Annotated in this window: 23 protein-coding genes; 9 read left to right on the plus strand and 14 right to left on the minus strand. The window is 53.4% G+C overall.

Annotation, left to right across the window (positions count from 1 at the left end; translation table 11 throughout):
- Nucleotides 1-5: 5 nt before the first annotated feature.
- Together pbpG and ACLHV9_RS15975 are read right to left on the minus strand one after the other, a co-directional pair.
- Nucleotides 6-929, minus strand: coding sequence for a D-alanyl-D-alanine endopeptidase (pbpG, locus tag ACLHV9_RS15970; protein WP_028016319.1), 924 nt, complete (start codon nt 927-929; stop codon nt 6-8).
- Nucleotides 930-1095: 166 nt separating this feature from the next.
- Nucleotides 1096-1683: a Yip1 family protein gene (locus ACLHV9_RS15975; protein ID WP_008500904.1), complete on the minus strand. Its 588-nt coding sequence runs from the start codon at nt 1681-1683 to the stop codon at nt 1096-1098.
- Between the two features lie 157 nt (nt 1684-1840).
- On the opposite strand from ACLHV9_RS15975, the gene ACLHV9_RS15980 reads away from it, so the two are divergent.
- On the plus strand, nt 1841-2413 hold the full coding sequence (locus ACLHV9_RS15980) for a DedA family protein (RefSeq protein ID WP_108090792.1): 573 nt from the start codon (nt 1841-1843) through the stop codon (nt 2411-2413).
- An 8-nt stretch (nt 2414-2421) separates the two neighbouring features.
- Here the strand turns inward: ACLHV9_RS15980 and mdtQ are convergent, their stop codons facing one another.
- On the minus strand, nt 2422-3840 hold the full coding sequence (gene mdtQ, locus ACLHV9_RS15985) for a multidrug resistance outer membrane protein MdtQ (protein ID WP_407220823.1): 1419 nt from the start codon (nt 3838-3840) through the stop codon (nt 2422-2424).
- A 145-nt stretch (nt 3841-3985) separates the two neighbouring features.
- Nucleotides 3986-4918, minus strand: a complete 933-nt coding sequence (gene dusC, locus ACLHV9_RS15990; RefSeq protein WP_407220824.1) for a tRNA dihydrouridine(16) synthase DusC — start codon at nt 4916-4918, stop codon at nt 3986-3988.
- 167 nt (nt 4919-5085) lie between these two features.
- Between dusC and ACLHV9_RS15995 the strand changes: the two genes are divergently transcribed.
- The 5 genes from ACLHV9_RS15995 to ACLHV9_RS16015 all read left to right on the plus strand — a co-directional run bounded on the left by ACLHV9_RS15995 (nt 5086) and on the right by ACLHV9_RS16015 (nt 9544).
- Entirely contained in the window at nt 5086-5481 is a 396-nt protein-coding gene (locus ACLHV9_RS15995) for a CidA/LrgA family protein (RefSeq protein ID WP_028016315.1), read from the plus strand.
- Complete coding sequence (locus ACLHV9_RS16000; protein ID WP_028016314.1) at nt 5478-6173, plus strand: CidB/LrgB family autolysis modulator; 696 nt, start codon at nt 5478-5480, stop codon at nt 6171-6173. The genes ACLHV9_RS15995 and ACLHV9_RS16000 overlap by 4 nt, the downstream gene beginning before the upstream one ends.
- Nucleotides 6174-6302: 129 nt before the next feature.
- Nucleotides 6303-7187 carry a cytidine deaminase gene (gene cdd / locus ACLHV9_RS16005; protein WP_049008204.1) on the plus strand — a complete coding sequence of 295 codons (885 nt, stop codon included), beginning with the start codon at nt 6303-6305 and terminating at the stop codon, nt 7185-7187.
- Nucleotides 7188-7314: 127 nt separating this feature from the next.
- On the plus strand, nt 7315-8034 hold the full coding sequence (sanA, locus tag ACLHV9_RS16010) for an outer membrane permeability protein SanA (protein ID WP_014884561.1): 720 nt from the start codon (nt 7315-7317) through the stop codon (nt 8032-8034).
- A gap of 121 nt (nt 8035-8155) precedes the next feature.
- Nucleotides 8156-9544, plus strand: coding sequence for a glutamine synthetase family protein (locus ACLHV9_RS16015; RefSeq protein ID WP_407221189.1), 1389 nt, complete (start codon nt 8156-8158; stop codon nt 9542-9544).
- 49 nt (nt 9545-9593) lie between these two features.
- On the opposite strand, the gene mglC is transcribed toward ACLHV9_RS16015, so the two are convergent.
- The 7 genes from mglC to ACLHV9_RS16050 form a co-directional block, all read right to left on the minus strand.
- Nucleotides 9594-10604 (minus strand): galactose/methyl galactoside ABC transporter permease MglC, encoded by a 1011-nt coding sequence (gene mglC / locus ACLHV9_RS16020; protein ID WP_008500921.1) that lies wholly within the window; start codon nt 10602-10604, stop codon nt 9594-9596.
- A 15-nt stretch (nt 10605-10619) separates the two neighbouring features.
- Complete coding sequence (gene mglA / locus ACLHV9_RS16025) at nt 10620-12140, minus strand: galactose/methyl galactoside ABC transporter ATP-binding protein MglA (RefSeq protein ID WP_028016311.1); 1521 nt, start codon at nt 12138-12140, stop codon at nt 10620-10622.
- A 79-nt stretch (nt 12141-12219) separates the two neighbouring features.
- Nucleotides 12220-13218, minus strand: coding sequence for a galactose/glucose ABC transporter substrate-binding protein MglB (mglB, locus tag ACLHV9_RS16030; protein WP_024908164.1), 999 nt, complete (start codon nt 13216-13218; stop codon nt 12220-12222).
- A gap of 295 nt (nt 13219-13513) precedes the next feature.
- Nucleotides 13514-14536, minus strand: coding sequence for an HTH-type transcriptional regulator GalS (gene galS / locus ACLHV9_RS16035; protein ID WP_028016310.1), 1023 nt, complete (start codon nt 14534-14536; stop codon nt 13514-13516).
- 155 nt (nt 14537-14691) lie between these two features.
- A complete protein-coding gene (gene yeiB / locus ACLHV9_RS16040; protein WP_049008203.1) occupies nt 14692-15849 on the minus strand; it encodes a DUF418 domain-containing protein YeiB in 1158 nt (385 codons plus the stop codon).
- Nucleotides 15850-15868: 19 nt separating this feature from the next.
- Nucleotides 15869-16537 (minus strand): GTP cyclohydrolase I FolE, encoded by a 669-nt coding sequence (gene folE / locus ACLHV9_RS16045; RefSeq protein WP_028016308.1) that lies wholly within the window; start codon nt 16535-16537, stop codon nt 15869-15871.
- Between the two features lie 102 nt (nt 16538-16639).
- On the minus strand, nt 16640-17788 hold the full coding sequence (locus ACLHV9_RS16050; RefSeq protein ID WP_049008202.1) for a YbfB/YjiJ family MFS transporter: 1149 nt from the start codon (nt 17786-17788) through the stop codon (nt 16640-16642).
- Nucleotides 17789-17926: 138 nt separating this feature from the next.
- Between ACLHV9_RS16050 and fghA the strand changes: the two genes are divergently transcribed.
- Complete coding sequence (gene fghA / locus ACLHV9_RS16055; protein WP_049008201.1) at nt 17927-18754, plus strand: S-formylglutathione hydrolase; 828 nt, start codon at nt 17927-17929, stop codon at nt 18752-18754.
- Between the two features lie 259 nt (nt 18755-19013).
- Nucleotides 19014-19976 carry an IS110 family transposase gene (locus tag ACLHV9_RS16060; protein ID WP_407220067.1) on the plus strand — a complete coding sequence of 321 codons (963 nt, stop codon included), beginning with the start codon at nt 19014-19016 and terminating at the stop codon, nt 19974-19976.
- A gap of 89 nt (nt 19977-20065) precedes the next feature.
- Here the strand turns inward: ACLHV9_RS16060 and cirA are convergent, their stop codons facing one another.
- The 3 genes from cirA to yieE all read right to left on the minus strand — a co-directional run bounded on the left by cirA (nt 20066) and on the right by yieE (nt 24763).
- Nucleotides 20066-22036, minus strand: a complete 1971-nt coding sequence (gene cirA, locus ACLHV9_RS16065; RefSeq protein WP_407220825.1) for a catecholate siderophore receptor CirA — start codon at nt 22034-22036, stop codon at nt 20066-20068.
- Between the two features lie 226 nt (nt 22037-22262).
- Nucleotides 22263-23732 (minus strand): amino acid permease, encoded by a 1470-nt coding sequence (locus ACLHV9_RS16070; protein ID WP_028016304.1) that lies wholly within the window; start codon nt 23730-23732, stop codon nt 22263-22265.
- A gap of 164 nt (nt 23733-23896) precedes the next feature.
- Complete coding sequence (gene yieE, locus ACLHV9_RS16075; RefSeq protein WP_028016303.1) at nt 23897-24763, minus strand: DNA-binding transcriptional regulator YeiE; 867 nt, start codon at nt 24761-24763, stop codon at nt 23897-23899.
- Nucleotides 24764-24860: 97 nt separating this feature from the next.
- Between yieE and ACLHV9_RS16080 the strand changes: the two genes are divergently transcribed.
- The gene (locus tag ACLHV9_RS16080) at nt 24861-25907 is read left to right on the plus strand and encodes a YeiH family protein (RefSeq protein WP_108090801.1); all 1047 of its coding nucleotides are present in this window, start codon (nt 24861-24863) and stop codon (nt 25905-25907) included.
- Nucleotides 25908-25960 lie beyond the last annotated feature (53 nt).

Below are 25960 nucleotides of genomic sequence, written 5' to 3' on the forward strand. Positions count from 1 at the left end.
GCGGCTCAGTCGTTTTGCGCGGTCGCCATCTGTTCAGCTTTCTGCTTTTTATAGGTCAATGCCGCAGCCGGAACAGGCTGCACTTTCCCCGTTTCAATCCAGGTACGCAGTCGGCTTGCATCCGCGAAGTGGGTGTATTTGCCGAAGGCATCCATCACCACCAGCGCTACCGGTTTGCCGTTAAAAACAGTACGCATGACCAGACAGTGTCCCGCCGCATTGGTAAAACCGGTTTTCGTTAACTGGATATTCCAGTTATCCCGGTAAACCAGATGGTTAGTATTACGGAACGGCAGCGTATAGGCTGGGTTCGCAAACGTCGCCGTCTCTTCACGGGTGGTACTGAGCTGACCAATCAGCGGGTACTGTTTGCTGGCGATCAGCAGTTTTGTCAGATCGCGGGCGGTGGAGACGTTGTTAATCGACAGACCTGTCGGTTCAACATAATGCGTATTGTTCATCCCCAGCGATTTGGCTTTCGCATTCATCGCACGAATAAATGCGTCGTAGCCGCCCGGATAATGGTGGGCGAGGCTCGCCGCAGCGCGGTTTTCAGATGACATCAGCGCCAGCAGCAGCATATTTTTACGGCTGATTTCGCTGTTCAGTCGCACGCGGGAATAAATCCCTTTCATCTCCGGCGTGTGGCTAATATCCACTTTCAGTTTTTCGTCCAGCGGCAGATGTGCATCAAGCACCACCATCGCGGTCATTAACTTGGTAATGGAGGCAATCGGGCGCACCAGGTCCGGATGGCTGGCGTAAATGACCTTATTGGTGTTGAGATCAACAATCATCGCGCTGCCGGAGGCAATTTGCGGCTGGGCAGCAGCAGCGGTCACCGCGGGCGTTTTGGCGATGGCTGGCACGGCAGCGGACGCCCCCAGCAACAGTGCCAGGCTAAGTAAAGAGACTCGGAATTTCAGCATGGTGAGACTTCTGATAATTATTCACGCACGTAATGACGTACACCGCCTGTGTCGACGGTAAACACAGGCTGGCTTCGGCATCATAGCCGTCACCGCGCTTTGTCGCCAGCGGATAATCGTGAGCAGATGCTGCATTGCTGGCATTTACGCCAGCAATGCAGTGAACTTAGAAGAGACGGTATCCATAACCCCAAAGAATTACCGTCAGCGCCAGTAACGCCTCCAGCACCAGCACACCGATAGCGAGTGTTGAACTGGAGAAGCTCAGGCCCTCTTCTTTATTAATATTCAGGAAGGTTGGAACCCCCAGATACAGCAAATAACCGGTGTAAAAGAGGGCAATGGTACCGATCAGCGCGCACAACCAGACCAGTGGATAGAGCGCAACAATACCGCTTAAGAACAGCGGGGTCGCGACATATCCGGCGAAGACCATACAGTGCGCCAGCGATGGACGTTGCGGGTAGTTACGCGCCATCCAGTGAATGACACGCCCCATGACGGCAACACCCGCCAGCATCAGGCCATAAAAGATGATGGCCAGATAAAGCCCGGTAAACCATGAAAGCTGAACTACGGTGCCATCCCCGAAGTTCCAGCCGATTTGAGTTGTTCCGATAAAGGCGCATATTACCGGCACCGCGGCCATCAGCAACACATGGTGCGTGTAATGATGCGAGACGGTTTCATTCTCACTTTTGATGACGTGCATTTCACGATCGGGATGGGAGAAAAGTCCCCAGACATGGTTCATAGAGCCCCCTTGTTGTCGGTCCGTCAGCGATACTTTAAGTATAATGCAGGCTTTAGATTATTTTATGTACAGCAGGAAATTTCCGTTGATTTCCCCGCTGTTGATTCATGGGGTATATGATTAACGGAGGTATACCGAGGGAGATGACGTTTACGTAATGGATATCAACAATCTTATTGAACAATATGGATACGCCGCGCTGGTTGCTGGCAGCGTGGCAGAAGGCGAAACCATCACATTGCTCGGCGGCGTCGCCGCGCATCAGGGGTTACTGAAATTCCCGCTGGTCGTCGCCGCCGTCGCCCTGGGGGGGATGATTGGCGACCAGCTGCTCTACTTTCTGGGGCTGCGCTTTGGGCCAGGGCTACTTAAGCGTTTCAAAAAGCATCAGAAGAAAATTCGACGCGCTCAGCGGCTCATTCAACGTCATCCCTATCTGTTCGTCATTGGCACGCGCTTTATGTACGGCTTTCGAATTATCGGCCCGATACTGATAGGTGCCAGCCATCTGCCTCCGAAAATTTTCCTGCCGCTCAATATTCTTGGCGCGATTGCCTGGGCGCTTATCTTTACGACGCTCGGTTACGTCGGTGGCGAAGTGATTGGTCCATGGCTGCATAACCTTGACCAGCACCTGAAGCACTGGGCGTGGTTAATTCTGGTGGTTGTGGCGGTGATTGCAGTACGGCTGTGGCTGAAGCATCGCGAGAAAACTCGCGATGAGGATTGATGACCCTTTCAGCTATGATGATAACCGCCACCCAGTGCCGACGTCAGCTGCAGCGTGGCGTCGATATACTGACCTTTCAGCATCAACCCGGCGAGGTGTTCTTTGAGTGCCGGTATTCTGGCTTCACTGACCCGTGAACCCGCGATGATACCCGCACTAAAACGTGCCTGCGCCAGGGCCACAACCCGCGCCGCATCATTTTCGACCTGCTGCTGTTGGCGATTTTTCGCCATCAGTGTTTCGACTTCACTGGCTGTACGTGCCACCTGATTAACCGCCTCCACCACCGCTTTGTTGTAACTGGCGACCGAGAGATTATTTTGCGCCTGGGCGATATCAAGGTTCGCATTTAGTCTGCCGCTGTCGAAAATCGGCAGTGTCAGCCCCGCTGTCACCCCCATCTGCTGCGCTGAAGAACGGAACAGGTCGCTCAGGTGGAGCGCATCCTGCTGTAAGAATGCCATCAGATTCACATCAGGATAAAAAGCCGCTCTGGCCGCCTCCACCTCGCTCATGGAGGCTTCGATATACCAGTGTGCCTCCTGAAGATCCGGTCGACGCGCCAGCAGTTCATACCCCAGCGTTGACGGTAGCGAGGCATCGACCGTCGGCAGCGCATGCCGCGAAAGCGTCACGGAGGAGGAATTCGTTAGCGCAACCAGACGCGCCTCAACGGCTTTCATCTTCCCGTTAACTTCTGCCAGGTTCTCTTCGGTTTTGCTGGCATTGATATCCGTTTCGACCCCTTCCACAGAAGAGGTGATCCCGTGCTGATACAATTCGAGGTCTGCGCCAATAATATTGTCCTGTTCATGTTTGATCTGGACGAGGACATCCTGCACTGCGGCCTGAGTTTGCCACTCCCAGTAGAGCCGGGCCACGCTGCTGGCCAGCAGTTGTCGGGTTTGCTCGAGCTCCGCTTTTTGCGCATTCACTCGGCCTATACGGGCTTCAACCTGCGCGCGATTTTTCCCCCACAGATCGAGATCCCAGCCCGCGGTCAGCCCAAAGGTGCCGTTGGTGTACCACGGACCGGTAGTACCTGCCGCCGGGTCGGTAATCGCAAAGGGTCCCATAAGCCCTTCAGCAGACATTTTCTGGCGTTCTGCATCAGCTGAAAAATCAATTTGCGGGCCGTCGGCAGCCATAGCGGCTTTTGCCTGAGCCTCGGCAAGCGTAATGCGCTGGCGGGCAATTTGCATATCCGGGGCGTCATTCAGCGCTTTGGCAATCAGCGAATTAAGCTCAGGATCGTTATAGTCTTTCCACCACTCATTTTTCGGCCATGCTGAAGGATGGAGTGTTGTATTAACCGACGCTGTTACTGATTGCGTATTCAGGGGAGATACCGTGGTATGTTCCGGCGCGCAGGCCACCAGAATAAAAGCAAGGGGGAGACTCAGAGATAAAATAAGAGAACGTTTCATTACGCCACACACTCAAAAAATAAAGGCGAAAATTACGCTTAATGCTGTTTATTTTTTTAGGAATGCGTGGCAATGGGGACATTGTTAAACATTTACATAATTGGAAAAATATTCACTAAATGAATTAATTATATATTCATATTTATTATTTTGATTGAATAACCCGCGCAATATCACCAGACGTTTGTAGTGTGCGGATCTCCTGAAACAGCCCCAACGCCTCGCTATATTCTTTGCGCAAATAACTCAGCCACTGTTTAATTCGCGCGACATGATATAGCCCGGTGTCACCCTGTTTTTCCAGACGACTGTATTTTTGCAGCAGCGTGACGACGTCTGCCCACGGCATTCGCGGTTCGTTATATTTTACCACCCGGCTGAGGTTAGGTACGTTAAGCGCGCCGCGGCCGATCATTACCGCATCGCAGCCTGTCTCTTTCAGACATGCCTGCGCGCTCTCGTAATCCCAGATTTCACCGTTGGCGATAACAGGAATAGTCAGCCTTTTACGGATCTCACCGATCGCCTGCCAGTTAATACGCTCGGCTTTGTAGCCATCTTCTTTGGTGCGACCATGCACCACCAGCTCCGTGGCACCGGCCTGCTGTACAGCATCGGCAATTTCAAACTGCCTGGCGTCGCTGTCCCAGCCCAGACGCACCTTTACCGTCACCGGTAAATGCGCAGGCACAGCTTCACGCATCGCCTTCGCACCGCGGTAAATGAGTTCTGGATCTTTCAGCAGTGTCGCCCCACCGCCGCTGCCGTTCACCAGCTTTGACGGACAGCCGCAGTTGAGATCCACCCCGTAAGACCCGAGCTCGACCGCCCGGGCGGCGTTTTCCGCCAGCCATTCGGGGTACTGGCCGAGCAGCTGAATACGTACCAGCGTGCCGGAGGAGGTACGGCTCTGGTTGTGCAGCTCGGGGCAAAGTCGGTAGAAGGATTTTACTGGCAACAACATATCGACCACGCGCAGAAACTCCGTCACGCAGAGATTGTAGTCGTTCACCTCGGTCAGAAGCTCGCGCACGAGAGAGTCGAGCACGCCTTCCATTGGGGCCAGTAAAACACGCATATCAGTACCTGTGAAAAAAGACGCGCTATAGTATCTGCTCTGTATGTATGTGGAAAGCCCGACGTTCCATTCTGGAATGTCTGGTATGCTCAAAATTCATGATGTGATCCATGGCACATTTTCAGGTTTAATTGTATGATGAATGCGTTTCAGCAAGGACTTTCTCCATGAGCAAATCATTGAACATTATCTGGCAATATCTGCGTGCATTCGTCCTGATTTATGCCTGCCTGTATGCCGGGATTTTCATCGCGTCGCTGCTGCCCATCACGATCCCCGGTAGCATTATCGGTATGCTAATCCTGTTTGTTTTACTGGCGTTGCAAATTCTACCCGCTAAGTGGGTCAACCCTGGCTGCTTCATCCTTATTCGCTATATGGCGCTGCTTTTCGTGCCTATCGGCGTCGGGGTTATGCAGTATTTTGATTTGCTTAAAGCCCAGTTCGGCCCAATCGTTGTCTCCTGTGCGGTCAGTACGCTGGTGGTTTTCCTGGTCGTGAGCTGGAGCTCTCATCTGGTGCATGGCGAACGTAAAGTTGTCGGGGAGAAAACAAAAAAATGATAGCCAATATCTGGTGGTCGCTACCGTTAACGCTGGTGGTGTTCTTCGCCGCACGCAAACTTGCCGCACGTTTCAAAATGCCGCTGCTGAATCCACTGCTGGTGGCCATGGTGGTGATTATTCCATTCCTGCTTCTCACCGGCATTCCTTACGAACGCTATTTTGCCGGCAGCAAAATTTTGAATGATTTGCTACAGCCCGCCGTTGTGGCACTCGCCTTTCCTTTATATGAGCAACTTCACCAGATCCGCGCTCGCTGGAAGTCCATCATTACGATCTGCTTTGTGGGCAGTCTGGTGGCAATGATCACCGGGACGTCGGTAGCGCTGCTGATGGGAGCGTCTCCACAAATTGCAGCCTCTATCCTGCCAAAATCCGTCACCACGCCAATTGCGATGGCGGTTGGCGGTAGCCTTGGAGGGATTCCAGCCATCAGCGCCATGTGTGTGATTTTCGTTGGTATTTTGGGTGCTGTGTTTGGACATACTCTGCTCAATGGCATGCGCATTCATACCAAAGCTGCGCGGGGCCTGGCAATGGGGACAGCATCGCACGCACTGGGGACAGCACGCTGTGCAGAACTGGATTATCAGGAAGGGGCGTTTAGCTCACTGGCACTGGTCATCTGCGGGATCATCACCTCCCTGCTGGCCCCATTCATTTTCCCGCTGATTCTGGTGGTAATGGGCTAAAATTTGCGATGCGTCGCGCAAATTTCATTTTGATTTCATAAGTTGCATACATATTGAGAACTGGATCACATATAAAGCCCCATCGGCTCCGTAAACTACCGATCCATTAACCTTTATGAGGCAAACGCAATGCATCCACGTTTTCAAGCTGCTTTCGCCCAGCTTGCCGAGAATTTGCAAACCGCTCTGACCCCGATTCTGGCGGATGAGCATTTCCCCGCCCTGCTGACGGCGGAGCAGGTCACGATGCTGAAACAGGCAACGGGGCTGGACGAAGACGCGCTGGCTTTTGCTCTGCTGCCGCTGGCTGCCGCCTGTGCACGTGCTGACCTCTCCCACTTCAACGTCGGGGCCATTGCACGCGGCATCAGCGGGACATGGTATTTCGGCGGAAATATGGAGTTTCTGGGCGCCACCATGCAACAAACTGTTCACGCTGAGCAGAGCGCCATCAGCCATGCCTGGCTGCGCGGTGAAAAAGCGCTGAGCGCCATCACCGTTAACTACACGCCGTGTGGTCACTGCCGTCAGTTTATGAATGAGCTGAACAGCGGGCTGCAACTGCGCATTAACCTGCCTGGCCGCGCACCGCATACGCTGGGGGATTACCTGCCTGATGCCTTTGGCCCGAAAGATCTTGAGATCAAAACCCTGCTGATGGACGAACAGGACCACGGTTTTGCCCTGTCCGGTGATGACCTGGCCCAGGCTGCCATTCGCGCTGCCAACAAAAGCCACACGCCGTACAGCAAATCCCCGAGCGGTGTCGCGCTGCAGTGTCGGGATGGTCGTATCTTTAGCGGCAGCTATGCCGAAAACGCCGCCTTTAACCCAACGCTGCCACCGCTGCAGGGCGCACTCAACCTGCTGAGCCTGAACGGCTATGACTATCCGGATATTCAGCGCGCCATTCTGGCAGAAATTGCCGATGCGCCACTGATTCAGTGGGATGCCACCGCTGCCACGTTAAAAGCGCTGGGCTGCACAACAATCGACCGCGTACTGCTCGCGTAATCCTTCCGGCGGGCAGAAATGCCCGCCACGTTGCTGAAAAACCCCTCAGTTGAGTCGCTGTTTCTTGCGCTATCCAGGCGGGTAAAGTAGCCTGAGTTAAATTTCATCTTCGGAACGAGCCATCTGCATGTTAAAGCGCGTTTTTTACAGCCTGTCTGTCCTGGTCGGCATACTGCTGTTGATCGTGCTGGGCCTCGATCGCTGGATGAGCTGGAAAACCGCCCCCTATATCTTTGATGACCTGCAGGACCTGCCCTACCGTCAGGTGGGTGTGGTACTCGGTACGGCCAAGTATTACCGCACCGGTGTGATCAATCAGTACTACCGTTACCGAATTCAGGGCGCACTGAACGCCTACAACAGTGGCAAAGTGAATTACCTGCTGTTAAGCGGTGATAACGCCCTGCAAAGCTATAACGAACCGGTGACGATGCGTAAGGATTTGATTGCCGCGGGTGTCGACCCTGCGGATATCGTGCTCGATTACGCCGGGTTCCGCACCCTGGACTCCATCGTGCGCACGCGTAAAGTCTTCGACACCAACGACTTCATCATCATCACCCAGCGCTTCCACTGCGAGCGTGCGCTGTTTATCGCCCTGCATATGGGCATACAGGCGCAGTGCTACGCGGTACCGTCACCAAAAGATATGCTGAGCGTGCGCGTACGCGAGTTTGGTGCCCGTTTTGGCGCGCTGGCAGACCTGTATATATTCAAACGTGAACCGCGTTTTTTAGGCCCGCTGGTGCCGATCCCGGCGATGCATGAAGTGCCGGAAGATGCGCAGGGTTACCCGGCCGTCACACCTGAACAACTGCTTGATATGCAGAAAAAAGAGAAAAAATAGCATCACCTTTATACTTTCTTTACGCCGGGCCTGACGTTTTTTATCTCCCCTTTATGCCGCCCCCTTTAAGCTGAGTTCACTGCCGCTACGGCTTCATTGAAGAATGACTATGAACTCAATCATGAATGCGTTTTTCCTGAAAAGTCTCCGTCCGTATTTTAACTTCCCGGGCTTATCTCTCCCGACGGCGCTCAATTCAGGCCTCTGGCTGGATGAAAAAATTGAGGCGATGCAGCACAGTATCCCGATGGAGGTCACGGATTATCTGGAGCGTTATCCGCTGACAAAACATATTGATGTTTACCTGAACGATATCAATGGCATTATGCGCGGCAAGCGTCTCTCAGTGGAGAGCATGCTGACGCTGGAAAAAGGCTGCTACTTTCCTCTCTCCGTGTATTCCATGGGCCAGAAAGGCAAAATTTCCGCCCCGCTTCATGATGAACCAGACCGGCTGTGCGTCCCCGTCGCCGGTTCCCTGTGCCCTTCTGCACAAGATCCACAGCACAACGCGCAGATCCTGCTGACGATGAAAGACAGCGACGGCCAGCCCTGCCCGTTTGAACCACGGGTGATACTGCAAAATGTCCTGGCCCGTTTTCACCAGCACGGGCTATTCCCGGTGATTGCCCCTGAAATTGAGTTCTACCTGACGGGCCGTGAAACATTGGATCCACAGAATCAGGGCTGCTTTCATATGGATACCTCGACAGCACACGCAGCGCTGTTTGACGAGCTGGAACAGCTAGCTCAACTTCAACGCATCCCTCTGACCGGGATCGTGGCAGAAGCTGAACCCGGCCAGTTCGAGTTAAACCTGAAGCATAGCCATCGTGTCGTTGAAGTATGTGATAACGTGCTGGCACTACGACGTCTGACCCGACACGTGGCTGAACAGCATGGCCTGCAGGCCAGTTTTATGGCAAAACCGTTCAGTCAGCAGTCCGGCAGCGGCCTGCATTTCCACTTCAGTCTGAACGATAGTCACGGCAAAAACGTCTTTGCCTCACCCGGGAATGAGCTTAATAGCATGATGCGTTTATGCATCGCGGGCCAGCTTGCACTGATGCCTGCTTCCATCGCCGTGATTGCTCCGGGCGTCAACGCGTTTCGCCGCCTGCGTAAAAACCTGACAGAACCCTTATTTAACTCCTGGGGTTATAACACCCGCTCCGCTGCACTGCGCATTCCCTGCTCGGATGAGAACAACTGTCGTATTGAGTACCGACTGGCCGGGGCCGATGCGAATCCATATCTGGTGGCAGCCACCATCCTGACCGGTATGCTGTACGGGCTGGAAAACATCGACGAAGAAGATTTACCAGAACCGCAGCAGGATGACCCGGTTCTGCCGCTGTTTCAGCAGGAAGCCATTGAGACATTTGCCCGCTGTCAGTATCTCACCAACAGCCTGGGCGAGGCTTTTTCCGAACAGTGGATCGCCTGCAAGCTTGCTGAACTCGACTGGTTTGAGAGCATCGTGACCAAAGAAGAGTCGAATCTGGCGTGAGGAATAAAAAAGCCCGCTCAATGAGCGGGCCGGGTGACGCAAAAAGCCATTATTTTTTACGTGCGTACTTCAGGGAATCCAGCGCAACCGCGAAGATAATGATGGCGCCTTTGATGATGTACTGCCAGTACGGGTTCACACCGATGTAGGTCAGACCGTAGTTGATCACGGTGAAGATAATCACACCGGTCACCACGCCGAGCACAGTACCCACGCCGCCGCTGAAGGAGACGCCACCCACCACACAGGCTGCGATCGCATCCAGCTCATACATGAAGCCGAGGTTGTTGGTTGCAGAGCCGATACGGCCCGCTTCCAGCATCCCGCCGAAGGCGTAGAACACACCAGACAGGGCATAGATGATGAGCAGGTTCAGAGCAACGTTTACGCCGGAGACTTTCGCCGCTTCCGGGTTACCACCGATAGCGAAGATGTTCTTACCGAAACGGGTTTTGTTCCACAGGATCCAGACGAAGGCCACCGCAATCAGCGCATAGAAGGTGATATACGACAGGCGGAAGCTGCCCAGCGCGATAAACCCTTGCGTAAAGGTCGAGAAGCCGCTGTCGAAACCAGAAATTGGAGACGCACCGACGAAGTCGTAGTACAGGGAGTTGATACCGTAAACGATGATCATCGTACCTAACGTGGTGATGAATGGCGTCACGTTCAGGTAAGCGATAATGATGCCGTTAATCAGACCAATCACCGCGCCAATAGCACAGACAATCAGGATCACTACGAAAATCGGCATGGTTGCCATTTCCGGGAACACCTTGTTGGCGTTTTCCATCGACTGCAACAGGGTGGCCGCAATAACCGCCGCAAGGCCAACCTGACGCCCTGCGGAAAGGTCAGTACCCTGGGTCACAATCAGCCCCGCCACGCCTAACGCGATGATAATACGCACGGAGGACTGGGTCAGAATGTTACTCAGGTTCAGCAGACTTAAGAACGTAGGGTCCTGGAAAATGATGATAGCCAGCAGGACTAAAAGAACAACGTAAATACCGCCTTCTTTCAGGTAAGTGAGAAAACTTTTTTTATTTAACGCACTCATGAGGAGCCCCTGATCTTAAAGGTGCAAAGACGCTAAACGCAAAATTTCGTTTTGCGTTGTCGTTTTGGTGTCAACAATACCGGCAACGAGACCATTGCTCATAACCAGAATACGGTCTGTGATCCCTAACAATTCCGGCATTTCGGAAGAAATAATAATGATCCCTTTATTCTTTTTCGCCAGTTCAGCAATCAGTTGATAAATTTCGAATTTCGCACCAACGTCAATACCGCGGGTCGGTTCATCCAGCATCAGAATTTCTGGCTGAGTTAATAACCAACGACCGATAATCACTTTCTGCTGGTTGCCGCCCGAAAGCGAACCAATTTGTGTGCGGTGGCCAGGTGTCTTAACACGCATAGAGTCAATTACCCATTGGGTATCGCTTTTCATGCGGGAATTATCCAGCAAACCAACTTTGTTCTTATAATTACGAATATTCGAAATTAACGAGTTAAAGTTAATATCCAGATAAGCATAAATACCGGTAGAACGACGTTCTTCCGTCACCAGCGCAAAACCATTATTAATGGCTTCGTTGGCGTTGTGGTTATTGATTTTCTTACCATGGAGCGTAATGGTGCCTTCCGCTTTCTCACGGATACCAAACAGGGTTTCCACGATATCGGTACGTTTGGCTCCGACCAGCCCTGCGATCCCCAGAATTTCGCCTTTATGCAAGTCGAAGGAGACATCGCGAATGGATGGCTGACGCAGTGAAGTCAGGTTACGCACCTCAAGGATAACTTCACCCGGCTTGTTTTCTTTGTCCGGGAAGCGCTGGTTCAGCGAGCGGCCGACCATCATGGCGATGATCTTGTCCATGTCCAGCCCTTCGAGAGGCTGAGTGGCAATCCACTGACCGTCACGCAGGATGGTAATCTCATCACAGAGCTGGAAGATCTCTTCCATTTTGTGGGAGATATACACAATGCCGCAGCCGCGATCTTTAAGTTTACGAATAATGGTAAAAAGGTGGTTAACCTCTTTTTCCGTTAATGACGATGTCGGTTCGTCCATGATGACAATTTTTGCATCATAGGAGAACGCTTTGGCAATTTCGATCATCTGCATTTGAGATACAGATAATGTCCCTACGCGGGCACGCGGATCAATATCAATATCCAGCTCATCGAAAATCGCTTTGGTGTCGCGGTACATTTTGTCCTGATCGACAAAGACACCTTTGGTTGGATAACGACCCAACCACATGTTATCCATCACTGAACGCTGCAGCACCAGGTTTAATTCCTGGTGAACCATCGAGATACCGTTTTCCAGTGCTTCTTTTGCTGAATGGAAATCGATCTCTTTCCCCTGAAAAAGAATACTGCCAGAATCTTTTTGATAGATCCCAAAAAGACATTTTAATAATGTTGATTTACCTGCACCGTTCTCCCCCATCAAAGCATGAATAGAGTGAGGACGAACTTTTAAATTAACATTATCGAGTGCCTTAACACCGGGAAATGACTTGTTGATACCGTTCATTTCCAACAAGTATTCACCGGACGACTGAGTAGTTGTGCTGACCATAATTATACCTTGTTGGCCTCGCATATCGCGTTATAAAAGGGCGCAACAAGTTGCGCCCAGTGAAGACAGTACTAATTACTTATTTACCGATAAACTCAGCCAGGTTGGACTGATCTACGCCCACGTAAGGTACGCGAACGATTTTGTTTTCAATTTTCCAGTTGGTGCCATCAGCAGCGCCTTTACCGTCGGCCAGGTTTTTCGCCAGATCGAAGGTTGCTTTCGCCTGGTTGTTGGCATCGTTCAGAACGGTACCGGCCATTGCACCCGATTTAACCAGTGCCAGTGCTTCTGGCAGCGCATCCACACCGAATACAGGAATGGAAGATTTGTTGTGTGCTTTCAGCGCTTCTACTGCACCCATTGCCATCGCATCGTTGTTGGCGATAACCACTTCGATTTTGTTAGCATTCGGGCCAGACAGCCACGCGTCCATCTTATCTTTCGCCTGAGCGGTATCCCACATTGCGGTATCTAACGCCAGCTGCTGGGTTTTCAGGCCTTTATCGTTCAGCTCTTTAATAACGTAAGTGGTACGGGCTTCAGCATCCGGATGGCCTGGTTCGCCTTTCAGCAGAACGAACTGGATCTGGCCGTCTTTGTTCAGGTCCCAGTTCGGGTTCGCCGCCCAGTGTTTAGCGATCAGATCGCCCTGAATAATGCCGGACTCTTTGGAGTCAGTACCGACGTAATACGCTTTGTCATAGCTGTCCAGCGCTTTACGGGAAGGTTCTTTGTTGAAGAAGACGATTGGCACATTCTGGCCGCGCGCTTTTTCGATAACTGTGCCTGCTGCAGCCGGGTCAACCAGGTTGATTGCCAGCGCTTTCACGCCTTTAGCCAGCAGAACGTCGATCTGGTCGTTCTGTTTGGACTGGTCGTTCTGGGAGTCATTCATCAGCAGCTGAACATCTGGCGCTGCTTTAGCATCTTTCTCAATCGCTTTACGCACAACAGACATGAAGTTGTCGTCGTATTTATAGATGGTCACACCAATACGGGTATCCGCAGCGTGCGCTGCTGCACCAAAAAGCATGCTTGCCATTACAGCAGACAGGGTCAACACCTTCTTATTCATGGTATCTCCGGTTTTTTTTATGCAGGGTAGTTCTTGTGAATAACGATCGGCAGGCGGGTGTTAATAAAACGTTACTGACCGCCGAAGTTCACTTATAAAATTTCTATCTTCCGTGTTCGGTAACGCTCCAGAAATGCGTTTTATTCGTTGTTTGCGGCACATTGGCTATAGTGAAAGTGAATAATCACCGTTACATAGCGTTTCAGCCCCTAAAACGCTGACATCATAGTCAGCGCCTTGTTAAGATACTGTGAATTTACTCACAGATTGAAAACGGTTACATCAGCTCATGTAATCAGTTAGTGATCGGAACCACAATTTGCCGAGCGGCGACAGAATGACGGCGAACTAAAGTCGGCATAAAACAGTGGGTTGCCCCTTGATCCAGCAGCCCTGCCGCCCCTTGTAACGCCAGCTCAGTCGCCAGTTTCGCCATAGAGGCAATGGGGTAGCGCACCGTTGTCAGCTGCGGGTCGGTGTAACGGGCAATTGGAATATCATCAAAACCAATGAGTGATAAATGCTGTGGCACCGCAATGCCGTTATCTTTCAGCGCCGTCAGGGCGCCTGCCGCCATGCTGTCGTTATAGGCAAACACCGCAGACAGCTGCAAATTACGGCCCAGTAGCTCCACCATCGCCGCTTCACCGCCCTGCATGTCCGGCGTGCCGGTTCCCACCCAGCTCTCGGATGGCGTAATGCCGTGCTCTTTCAGGGCGTTTTGCCACCCCTCGCGCCGCAGATCGTCATCTTCAATATGATGGCTGGAGGCCAGATAACCGACCCGCTGATGTCCGTTGTTGATGAGCATTTTCGTGGCCATCATGGCGCCGCTGACGTTATCCAGCCCGACGCAGCGGTGGGCATAGCCGGGGACGATGCGGTTGATCAGCACCATACCCGGGATCTGCTCCATCAATCCGGTTAGCTCTTCATCGCTCAAGGCTTTTGAATGGACAATCAAGGCGTTACAGCGCTGGCGGATCAACACTTCAATGGCATGACGTTCTTTTTCCGCCTCATGGTAGCTATTGCCGATCAGGACATATTTCTGATGCTGCTGGGCGACCATATCGACCGCTTTCACCAGTGCGCCGAAAAAGGCATCCGAAACATCCATTACCACCACGCCGATGGTGTCGCTGACCTGCGTCGCAAGCGCCTGGGCATTGGCATTTGGCCGATACCCGAGCTGGGTCACGGCTTTCATTACGGTTTCACGGGTTTCAGGGCTGACCAGCGCGCTGTTATTCAGCACGCGTGAGACGGTAGCCACAGAAACACCCGCCTGGCGGGCGACGTCACGAATGGTGATCATATTCACCATCCTTCAAAGGATTGCAGCAACTCACAGACACCCCCTGTGTTTAGCAAGGTGGCTATTCTGGCAGCGAGAGAAAGGGGACTACGTGAAGAAGCTCACACAGATGAAAACGCTTACATCCGTTTTGTTAATGATTGTGATCCAGATCGTTATCTGGATGTATTTCTTAATGATACCCCTGAAGCAAGTGCGGTTAACTGACGCCACATCCACTCCAGCGGTCCCTGGCGGAAATAACGTAGCCAGATAACAGAAAACGCCACGTTAGCCACCCAGACCGGAATAACAAACGCCAGCAGCGCCAGGCGGTCGAATTTCATAAACAGGCCAAATCGATAGAAAAGCGTGGTGCATATCAGGGTCTGCAGAATGTAATTGCTTAACGCCATGCGGCCCACGCAGGCAATAGCGCTGACGATCCACAGGCGGGAAAGCGTTGGCCAGAAACCATAGATCAGCGCCGCGTAGCCGATGGTCTGGAACGGTGCGCTCAGTTCGCGCGGCACCTGAAGGAGGAACGCACACCAGCGGTAATCCCAGTGGAGGTGCCACTGCGCAATCACCGCCGGGAGGTTGATCAGCACGCCAAGCAGGACCAGCCCGGTGCCCGTGCGGCGATAGTGGCGCAGGCTAAATTCGCCTTTCAGCCAGCCAGTGCGCATCAGTGACGCGCCCATCAGCATCATACCCGCCAGTTGCCAGCCATATTGCGCCCCTAGCGCAAGCAGATTATCACCCAACATATCCGCGCGGTTGCTTATCGCCTCCGTGCCACCTTTCAGCTTCCAGTATTGCTCGTACTGGAGGTTAGCGGCATCCGGGATCCAGGAACGGTTTGTCGCTTCGCCAGAGATCATCCCCAGGAGTAAAAGTACCCCAAGCCCCATGACATAGAGCATCACGCCGGTGTTAAACAGGCTTTTTACGCTGTGCGCATCGCGAATCAGACGCCAGCAAATGAGCCCGACTAACCCATACGCAAGAAGAATATCGCCGTCCCAGAAGAACAGGCCGTGGATAAAGCCGAGGAGAACCAGCAGCGTCAGGCGCGACTGGATCCAGCGCGTACCGCGTTTAAGAAGCAGTTGCAGACCAGCGCCAAACAGCAGGGCAAACAGGGTGAGGAATTTAACCTGTGCAAAGAGATCGAGGATTGCCCACGTCCAGGCATCGCTGCGCGTGATGTCGCCATACCAGGCTGGATTGAGATAAGCCGCCTTCGGCAGACCGAAGGCGCTGATATTAAGCAGCAGGATACCGAGAATGGCGACGCCGCGAACAAAATCGAGCGTGACGTTTCGCTCCATGGTCCCTGCCCTGTAAGACTTAGTTGTGGTGACGCACTGCGCGCAGGAACTCCTGGCGGGTGTTCTGGCTCGATTTAAACAGACCGCCCAGCGACGTGGTGGTGGTCGCACTGGTGGCATCACGCACGCCGCGCGCTTTCACGCAGTAGTGAACCGCGTCGATAGAGACAGCTACGTTATTGGTGCCCAGCAGCGTTTGCAGCGCGGTCAGGATCTGCTGCGTCAGACGCTCCTGTACCTGTGGACGCTGAGCAAAGAATTGCACGATGCGGTTAATCTTCGACAGACCAATCACCGTATCTTTCGGGATATACGCCACGGTTGCTTTACCGTCGATAGTCACGAAGTGGTGTTCACAGGTGCTGGTCAGCGTGATGTCACGTACCGTTACCATCTCATCCACTTTCATTTTATTTTCGATGACGGTGATTTTCGGGAAGTTGGCGTAATCCAGACCTGAGAAAATTTCGTCGACGTACATTTTTGCGATGCGGTGCGGCGTCTCCATCAGGCTGTCGTCGCTCAGATCGAGATTCAGCAGCTCCATGATCTCGGTCATATGACCGGCAATCAGACGCTTGCGGGTTTCATTGTCCAATTCCTGAACGGGTGGACGCAGCGGCGTTTCAAGACCGCGCGCAACCAGGGCTTCGTGGACCAGGGCAGCTTCTTTACTGAGTGATGACATTTTGTTCTCCTGCAGGTGTGGCGTCTTTTGCCCTCGTTGTGGCAAAAGTATGCGCTCATTGTGCGTGAGGCCGCGCACATAATCCAGTATTCACGACGATAATTATTGCAATTGCTGTTGCCTTTCAGCGTGACGGTTCCAGACCAGAGCACCACCAACAAACAACGCGATACCCGCCAGCCCCAGCGCAGGCTCAAGCCGATGGGTAAGCCAGGTCGATAACGCCGAGGTCATCGGACCAATCAACTGGCCAATGGCATACCCGGTGGTGAGCAGGCCGGCCATATAACGCGTGTGGTTTGGTGCCAGCTCGCGACCGTATAAAAGAGAGAGCTGCACGGCACACAAAAAGCCGCCGCCGACCAGCAATCCCCCCGTCAGCAACCCGCCAATCCCCGGCAGCAGCCAGGCCGCCAGCACACCAGCGCCTTGCAACCACAGCACAATAGCCAGCCTGCGGTTAGCCGTTGAGGTGTGGCGTAAAAGAATGCTAAGCGCAATGCCCACCACGGCAGCGATACCAAAAATCGGCCAGACAAACTGGGCAAACAGGCTGCCAGGAAAACGCACTGCCGCCATTTGCGATAAAAAGGTTGCCGGAAGAATATAGCCAAATCCGGCCAGGCTATAGCTCCAGACCAGGCGCTTTAAATCCGCCGTCAGCACCAGCGGCTCTGGCGCGGTGCCGGGTCGATGGAGCTGCCCGGATCGCGGCAGGTAGCGCGCCACCAGGGCAATCAGCACCAGCGCCAGCACGCCGTAGATTTGCCATGCTGCCCCGGCCGACAGGGATTTCGCCTGGATATAGACAGCGAGCAGCCCGCTCAGGGCAATACCCGCGCCTGGGCCGGCAAACACGGCAGCACTCAGGCCCGGTTTGCCCAACTGCCCCAGACGTTCATTTGTCCACGCCGCAATCAGCACCATAGACCAGCCGCTCATGCAGCCAATCACAAAGCGCAGCAGTCCGTGCACGATGGCGTTATCCGCCGCGGCGGAGAGCAGCGTCAACGCAACCGCACCGGTGATACCAAGCCAAAGGCGTGTTTCAACGAAGCGATGCGCACGCATTGCATCCCATGCACCCACCAGATAGCCCAGATAATTCATCGCCGCCACCAGGCCCGCACTGGTTAGCGTGAGCTGCCCGGCGGCAATCATCAATGGAACCTGAGGTGTAAAAGCAAAACGCCCTATCCCCATCGCCACCACCAGAACGACAAACCCACTGAGCGCAATACGCAGCGCCATGACCGCTCCAATTGTTAAAAAAAAGTAAATTTATGATGCAGCATCTTGTCGTCTGGCGAAAGTGAAAGTTACTCACAGGTCAATGAAAAGGCTGTATTATGGTTTTTATGAATACGCATTCTCATTAAGGAGCCTTGCATGGAACTGCTCGAAGAGCACCGTTGTTTTGAAGGTCGACAGCAGCGCTGGCGGCACGACTCCAGCGTCCTGAACTGTGCCATGACGTTCAGCATTTTCCTGCCGCCGACGGAAAATCCGCCGGTTTTGTTCTGGCTTTCAGGCCTGACCTGCAACGACGAAAACTTCACCACTAAAGCAGGTGCACAACGCATTGCAGCTGAGCTCGGTATTGCGCTGGTGATGCCTGATACCAGCCCGCGTGGGGATGATGTGGCTGACGATGCAGGATACGACCTGGGTAAAGGTGCCGGATTCTATCTGAACGCGACTGAACAACCCTGGGCAAACCATTACCGCATGTATGATTACATTCGTGACGAGCTGCCCGCGCTGATTCAGGCTGAGTTTGCCGTAAGCAACCGTTGCGCCATCAGCGGGCATTCCATGGGTGGACACGGGGCGCTGATAATGGCGTTGAAAAACCCGGAAAAATACGTCAGTGTGTCGGCATTTGCACCAATTGTGAACCCGACTCAGGTGCCGTGGGGCCAGAAAGCCTTCGCAAATTATCTGGGTGATGATGCGGAAAAATGGCTGGCGTGGGATAGCTGCGCACTGATGCTGGCCAGCAAGACCGAAGACGCTATTCCAACGCTTATCGATCAGGGTGATGCCGATCAGTTCCTCGCCGGCCAGCTGCAGCCTGCGGTACTGGCAGAAGCCGCACGCCAGAAGGACTGGCCGCTGACGCTACGCATTCAGCCGGGATATGACCACAGTTATTACTTCATCGCATCCTTTATTGAGGATCATCTCCGCTTCCATGCGGAGCACTTGTTTGGGTAAGTGCGGCTGCGTGCGCTCTGATACCCTCACCCTGGCCCTTATGTATTGATCTTCTCTGCTCCGGCGGAGAAGATCCCCGATTGATCATCGGGAGGTTACCGGTGAGCATCACCCGGCCCTGGCGCCCCTGAGCCCGCGGGAGAGATTATGCCCCGGTAACCCGTTTCCCTGTCGCCTCAAGACCGAACGGTATCCTGTGCCCTGAGCACCCACATATAAGGATGGTCCGGCGATATTATTCATAAGGTTACGGAGTGCCATGATGAATCTTGTCCCTGTCGGCGTTGATATTGCCAAACTCAAATTTGATGTTGCTGTCCTGCTGCCAAATCAGAAGTACAAAACCAAAAAATTCTCTAATACGTCTGCCGGATGCCGTGAATTCCTGAACTGGCTGGCACGTTTTGGCGACTGCCACGTCTGCATGGAAGCAACAGGTTGCTACAGCACTGAACTGGCCACCCTGCTGGCCGATAATGGCTGCTGCGTCAGCCTTGAAAACCCGGCACGTATCCATGCGTTCGCAAGCACTGAACTGACCCGCAATAAAACGGACAAAAGCGACGCGGCGCTGATAGCACGCTACTGCGCCCTGCATCAGCCCGCCCCCTGGCATCCTGCTCCGCTGAGCGAACGGCAACTGACAGCTCTGGTGCGCCACCTGCGTAACCTGGAAGAGATGCGTCAGATGGAGATAAATCGTCTTGAAGCAGCGGATGAAGTCATTGTTCCTTCCCTGAATGAACACGTTGCGATGCTGGAGGAACTGATTGAAGAAACGCACAAGAAAATCAACCGGCACATCGATGACAACCCGGATCTGAAGCGGGACCGGGAGCTACTGAAGAGTATCCCCGGAATAGGAGACATGCTGAGTGTGAGCCTGCTGGCGTTCGCAGGTAACCTGCGACGGTTCAGCGACAGCAAAGCTCTGGTGGCATACGCCGGTCTGAATCCGCGTCGTTGTGAGTCAGGGATGTGGAAAGGAAAAAGCAGGCTGTCGAAAGTGGGCCATGCAGAGCTACGCAGCGCACTGTATATGCCAGCGATTGTGGCAGGAAGATGCAATGAGGTGGTGAAAAACCTGATGGACAGGCTTGCAGCCCGGGGAAAGACAGGAAAAGAACGAGTATGTGCCGGAATGAGGAAATTACTGCAACTGGCTTATGGTGTGGTGAAATCCGGGCATGAATTTAATGCTGAAATACCGCTTGCCGGATAACCGGCAAGACGGTATCTCTCCCACAGGGAGAGGGAACAAACACTAAAAACGGCAACTTACGTTGCCGTTTCGCTTTTACCCTGGCTGGATCAGAACTTATAATCCACACCGACAAAGTAGCGACGGCCATCTTCCGTGTAGCTGTAATCGTCACGGCTTAGGTCTTTATCCAGCAAGTTCTGTACACCCGCGCGCAGCTTCACGCTTTTCGTGGCCTGCCACGCCGCACCTGTATTCCAGATGACATAGCCACCCGGCGTTGGTGCACTGCTGGTCAGCGCGCGTTTCTCACCGGTGTAGTTACCCTGAACATAGAACGACCAGTCCTGGGTCGCTTTCCAGTCAACGGTTCCGTTGGCAGTGTGGAACGGCAGATCGGACAGCGGTTTGTTACCGCCATTGCTGATGTCACGACCATCGTTATAGGTGTAGTTCAGCGTCACTTTCCAGTCTTCCGCCAGCGGGAACTTCAGCTCGGTCTCCACCCCACGGATGCGCGCCTTGTTGACGTTGTAATAACGGAAAATAGGCTCACCGTCCGCATTCAGACCAACGTAGTTAGGGTAACTCTGCGCCTGTTTTACATTGGCGGTACGGCTGATGCTGATGCGGTCATCCACATTATTCTGGAAGGTGGTGACGCTGGCCTGCACACCCTCTAACCAGCCCTCTTCCCCACTGTAGTACAGACCAAATTCGAAGCTCTCGCTGGTTTCCGGTTTCAGATCCGGATTACCGACAATCTCACAGGCACCGCGGCACGAGCCGGTGACCCAGTCCGGGCTGAGCTGCAGCAGCGACGGCGCTTTAAACGCTGTTGCCCAGCCCCCTTTCACCGTTACGGTATCGGTCGCGTTGTAGACCAGGTACGCACGCGGGCTCCAGTGGTCACCGTAGGTGTCATGGTCGTCCATACGGATGCCGGTGGTCAGCGCCAGGGGTTCAAAGAGACGCCACTCATCTTCAAGGAACAGGGCATACTGGCTTGCTGACGTACTGCTGCTGGAGCCCCCCGTCAGGTTGACCGGATCTTTCAGCTTATCGTGACGCCACTCGCCACCGAAGGTCAGTAGCTGGTTAATTTCGCCCAGAGGCAGCACATATTTCCCGTCCACCGCGTTGCTCTCGGAGGTGATCGGATTGCTGTTGCCCGGGTTTTTGTTATCCACCTTCTCGCCGTAAACCTTCAGCTCGCTGCTGCCGACCCCCCAACGACCATTGTGGCTCAGGGAGTAGTTCTGACGCTCAAGGCGGTTTTTGTCGAGGGAATCTGAGTCACGATCCTGACGGTCGAAACCGTAGCCCGCCGTAAAATCGTGATTTTCAGACGGTGTCCAGGCGAACTCCACATTGGCATCGCGGCTGGTAAAGCCCTCAATGCGCGGTGTTTCACCGCTCGCCGTGGTAGAGGATTTCTGCTGACCGTCTTTCTCACGCTTCGCGAGGCTACCGTAGGCTTTCAGGCCCAGCAGGCCATCCACCAGCGGACCACTGGTATAGAACTGGCCGTTATACGTGTCTCCACGATCGCGATGTTCCTGAATCGTTGAATCGGCGCTCAGAGTGCCCGTCCATTTCTGCCCGATTTTTTTGGTGATAATGTTCACCACGCCGCCCAGCGCATCGGAGCCATAAAGAGCAGACATCGGTCCGCGCACCACCTCGATGCGTTCGATGGCGTCAACCGGCACCCAGTTGAGATCGAAATCATTATGGCGGAATACGGCGTTGCGGGAGTTGACGCGCTTGCCGTCGATCAGGATTAACGTGTAGCTGCTGTCCAGTCCGCGAATACTTACCCCTTTACGGTTGTCCCCTTCGCTCGTGAGCTGAACGCCCGGCACATCCCGTAATACATCTTTCAGATTCTGAACGGGTTTGCGCTGCAAATCTTCCTGGGTAATCACGCTGATGCTTGCCGGTGCGTCTTTCAGGTTTTGCTCGGTCGCGGAGGCTGTGACAACCATTGTGTCGCCGGATTCCGCTGCGATACCAGGCAGGGCCAGGGACATTGCGGACGCACAAAGTCCTCCCCTGACGAAGGGATTCAACCTAAACATTCCATATCTCCATGAGGTAAATACAACTAAATCAAATCATCATTGCTCACAGCGTCTTCCATGCCGCCCACATCTGCGGTGGATCGGTGACACGCTTATTTTTGATAACGATAAAGCAAACGATAATTATTATCAATTAAATTGTTAAGAAATATATCTTTGTTTCAACACGTGCGGGAATAAAAAAGCCCGCTCGAATGAGCGGGCTGAAAGAGAGGAGCTGCGGTTATTTTTTAAATCGTTCCGGGAATTCCATTTCACTGTAGCGAACGAAGTGTGTTCCTTTCGTCAGTTTGTAGCCAAACCAGATTACCAGGAACAGCGGAATACCAATGTAGGTTGCCGTAACGGCGCCCCAGTCAATGGTGTCCGCCAGGAACGCTTCATAGTTCTGTCCCAGGGTAATAATCAGGCACAGAATGAAGGCGAAAATGGGACCCAGCGGGAAGAACCCTGAGCGATACGGCAGGTCGTTAATATCGTGCCCCTGCTTGACGTAACCACGGCGGAAACGGTAGTGGCTAATGGCAATCCCAAGCCAGGCGATAAAGCCCGTCATCCCGGAGGTGTTAAGCAGCCACAGATATACCGTCTGGTTGCCAAACATAGAGGTCAGGAAGCACAGACCGGCAATCACCGTTGTGGCATACAGGGCGTTACGCGGAACACCGCCACGGGACAATTTTGAGAAAATACGCGGGGCTTTACCGTCGCATGCCAGGGTATAGAGCATACGAGTGGACGCGTACATACCGGAGTTACCCGCCGACAGGACCGCAGTCAGGATCACGGCATTCATCACTGCAGCGGCGGAAAGCAGACCGGCATGCTGGAAGACCAGCGTGAACGGGCTGACGCTGATGTCTTTCACATCATTACGTAGCAGGCTCGGATCGGTATACGGAATGATCAGGCTGATAATCAGGATAGCGAACACATAGAACAGCAGGATACGCCAGAAAACCTGACGGACTGCACGCGGAATATTTTTCTCCGGGTTCTCTGATTCACCCGCAGCGATACCAATCAACTCAGTACCCTGGAAGGAGAAGCCGACGATCATTGCCACGCCGATCATGGCCGAGAACCCACCGGCAAACGGTGCATCGCCTATCGTCCAGTTACTCCACCCGGCCGGTTCTGCGCCTTTGAAAATACCAACGATCATCGCCACACCGACGACGATAAAGATGATGACGGTTGCCACTTTGATCAAAGAGAACCAGTATTCCGCTTCGCCAAAACCACGAACAGAGATGTAGTTCAGCAGGAAGATGACGGCCAGGAACAGAGCACTCCAGATCCAGCCCGGCGTATCCGGGAACCACCAGTTCATCACCAGCTGTGCAGCAACCAGGTCAACGGCAATCGTAACGGCCCAGTTGTACCAATAGTTCCAGCCCAGCGCGAAGCCAAAGCCTTCTTCAACGTATTGTTGACCATAGGTCGAAAACGAACCGGATACCGGCATGTACGCGGCCAGTTCGCCCAGACTGGTCATCAGGAAGTAAACCATCAGGCCAATCAGGATATAAGAGAAAAGTGCCCCACCCGGGCCTGCTGCCGAAATTGTTGCGCCAGACGCAACGAAAAGACCTGTACCGATGGAACCGCCGATAGCGATCATCGTCAGGTGACGCGCCTTCAGTTCACGACGTAGCGTGGGCGCTTCTGTGGTTTTAATTTCTGAAACCATGTGAAAATGCTGTCCATTTAATAAATGAGGCGCGATTGTAGCAGACGATCCGCGTTCCTTCCGGCAGAAATAGGCAGTTATAAGAGAGCTTCATGACTCGGCCAGGATTATAAGCAAAGCAGAAATCGGGTCTTTCCCCTATCTCCATTGGGGTGAGGGGACGATTACATCTCGCAGTAGCGCAGAAAACGCTGCAAAGAGCTGGAAAGATGCTTCTGCCGATGATGGATACACCAGAGTGTACGCACCAGTTTCGGCAGTGGAACGGGGACTTCGACCAGCGAGCCCGTCTCAAGCTGCTCGGCAATGACCCGCCGGGAAAGGCAGCTAATACCTAAACCATGACGTACTGCATGTTTAATCGCCTCGGAGTTCCCCAGCTCCATCCCTAACTGGAAATGCGGCAGATGGGAAAGCAGCAGATAATCGACAATTTCACGCGTGCCAGAGCCCTGTTCACGCAGTATCCACTGCGCCTGTGCCAGTCTTTCCAGCGTGACTTCGCCCTGTAGCAAAGGCGAGGCCGGAGAAGCGAACACCACCAGTTCATCTTCCAGCCAGGGTTCAGCAATGATATCGACGTTGTGGCAGGGTCCTTCGATAAGACCGATATCCACACGAAAATCGATCACTGCGTTGATGACATCCTGGCTATTGCCAACGCTCATCTCCAGCGGCAGGGTCGGAAAATCCCGGCGGTAGCGGGCAATCACTTCCGGAAGGATGTAGTTCCCAATAGTACTACTGGCAAACACGCGGATCGCACCGTTGTCTTCACGGAACAGCTGTTCGATTTCGGTAGCCTGTTCAAGCAATGCCAAAGCACGTGGGTAGAGCAGACGACCATGTTCGTTGACGACTAAGCGTTTCCCTACCCTGTCGAAAAGCTGAACGCCTAGCTGTCCTTCGAGATCGGTCAACGCCGCGCTGACCGCAGATTGAGAGAGAGCCAGCATCTGCGAGGCCTGCGTCGTCGACCCACTCTTCAGCACTTCGGCGAAAACTTCCAGCTGACGCAATGTAATGTGCATGGTTGCTTACCACTTATATAGATTAATTATAAGTATATAATCAATTTTATTTTTAAACCAGAGCGACGTAGTCTTTAGCCAGACAAAGGAGAAGGTTATGTCAGAACTCACCTTACAGCATCATCGTACATTGTGGCACTTCGTGCCGGGTCTTGCGCTCAGCGCAGTGGTAACCGGCATTGCGTTATGGGGCGGCAGTATTCCAGCCATCGCTGGAGCAGGTTTTAGCGCCTTAACACTGGCGATATTGCTCGGCATGGTCGTGGGAAATACCGTTTACCCACGCATCTGGAAATCCTGCGATGGCGGCGTGATTTTTGCCAAACAGCACCTGCTGCGCCTCGGGATTATTCTTTACGGTTTTCGTCTTACCTTTTCGCAGATCGCCGATGTCGGCGTCAGCGGGATTGCTATCGATGTCCTGACCCTGACCAGCACCTTTTTACTGGCCTGTTTTATTGGTCAGAAAGTCTTTGGTCTGGATAAGCAAACCAGCTGGTTAATCGGTGCAGGGAGCAGTATTTGTGGTGCAGCAGCGGTGCTGGCAACAGAGCCTGTCGCTAAAGCTGAATCCAGTAAAGTGACAGTTGCAGTGGCGACGGTGGTGATTTTCGGTACGCTGGCGATTTTCCTCTATCCGGCTATGTATCCACTGGTAGCCCACTGGTTTAGCCCGGAAACCTATGGCATCTATATCGGCTCGACCGTGCATGAAGTCGCGCAGGTGGTGGCAGCGGGTCACGCCATTAGCCCGGATGCAGAAAACGCGGCGGTAATTGCCAAAATGCTGCGCGTGATGATGCTGGCGCCCTTCCTGATTTTCCTGGCAGCACGGGTAAAACAGCTGGCTCCAGCGGGCAGTAATCAGAAAAGTAAAATCACCATTCCGTGGTTTGCGATCCTGTTCATCGTGGTGGCAATTTTTAACTCCTTCCACCTCCTGCCCAAAGCGGTAGTGGATATGCTGGTGACGCTGGATACCGTTCTGTTGGCGATGGCGATGGCGGCGTTGGGTGTGACGACGCATGTCAGCGCGCTGAAAAAGGCTGGTGCAAAACCGCTGCTGATGGCGCTGGTACTCTTTGTCTGGCTGATAGTCGGCGGGGGTGCGATTAACCTTGTGGTCCATAGCCTGATGGCATAAACCACTACATCCTTCTCCTGTTAACCCGCTATCATAAGCATTTCGGGTTAACA

It is taken from the genome of Enterobacter sp. CPE_E890 (genome assembly GCF_046521475.1).
GTDB lineage: Bacteria > Pseudomonadota > Gammaproteobacteria > Enterobacterales > Enterobacteriaceae > Enterobacter > Enterobacter adelaidei.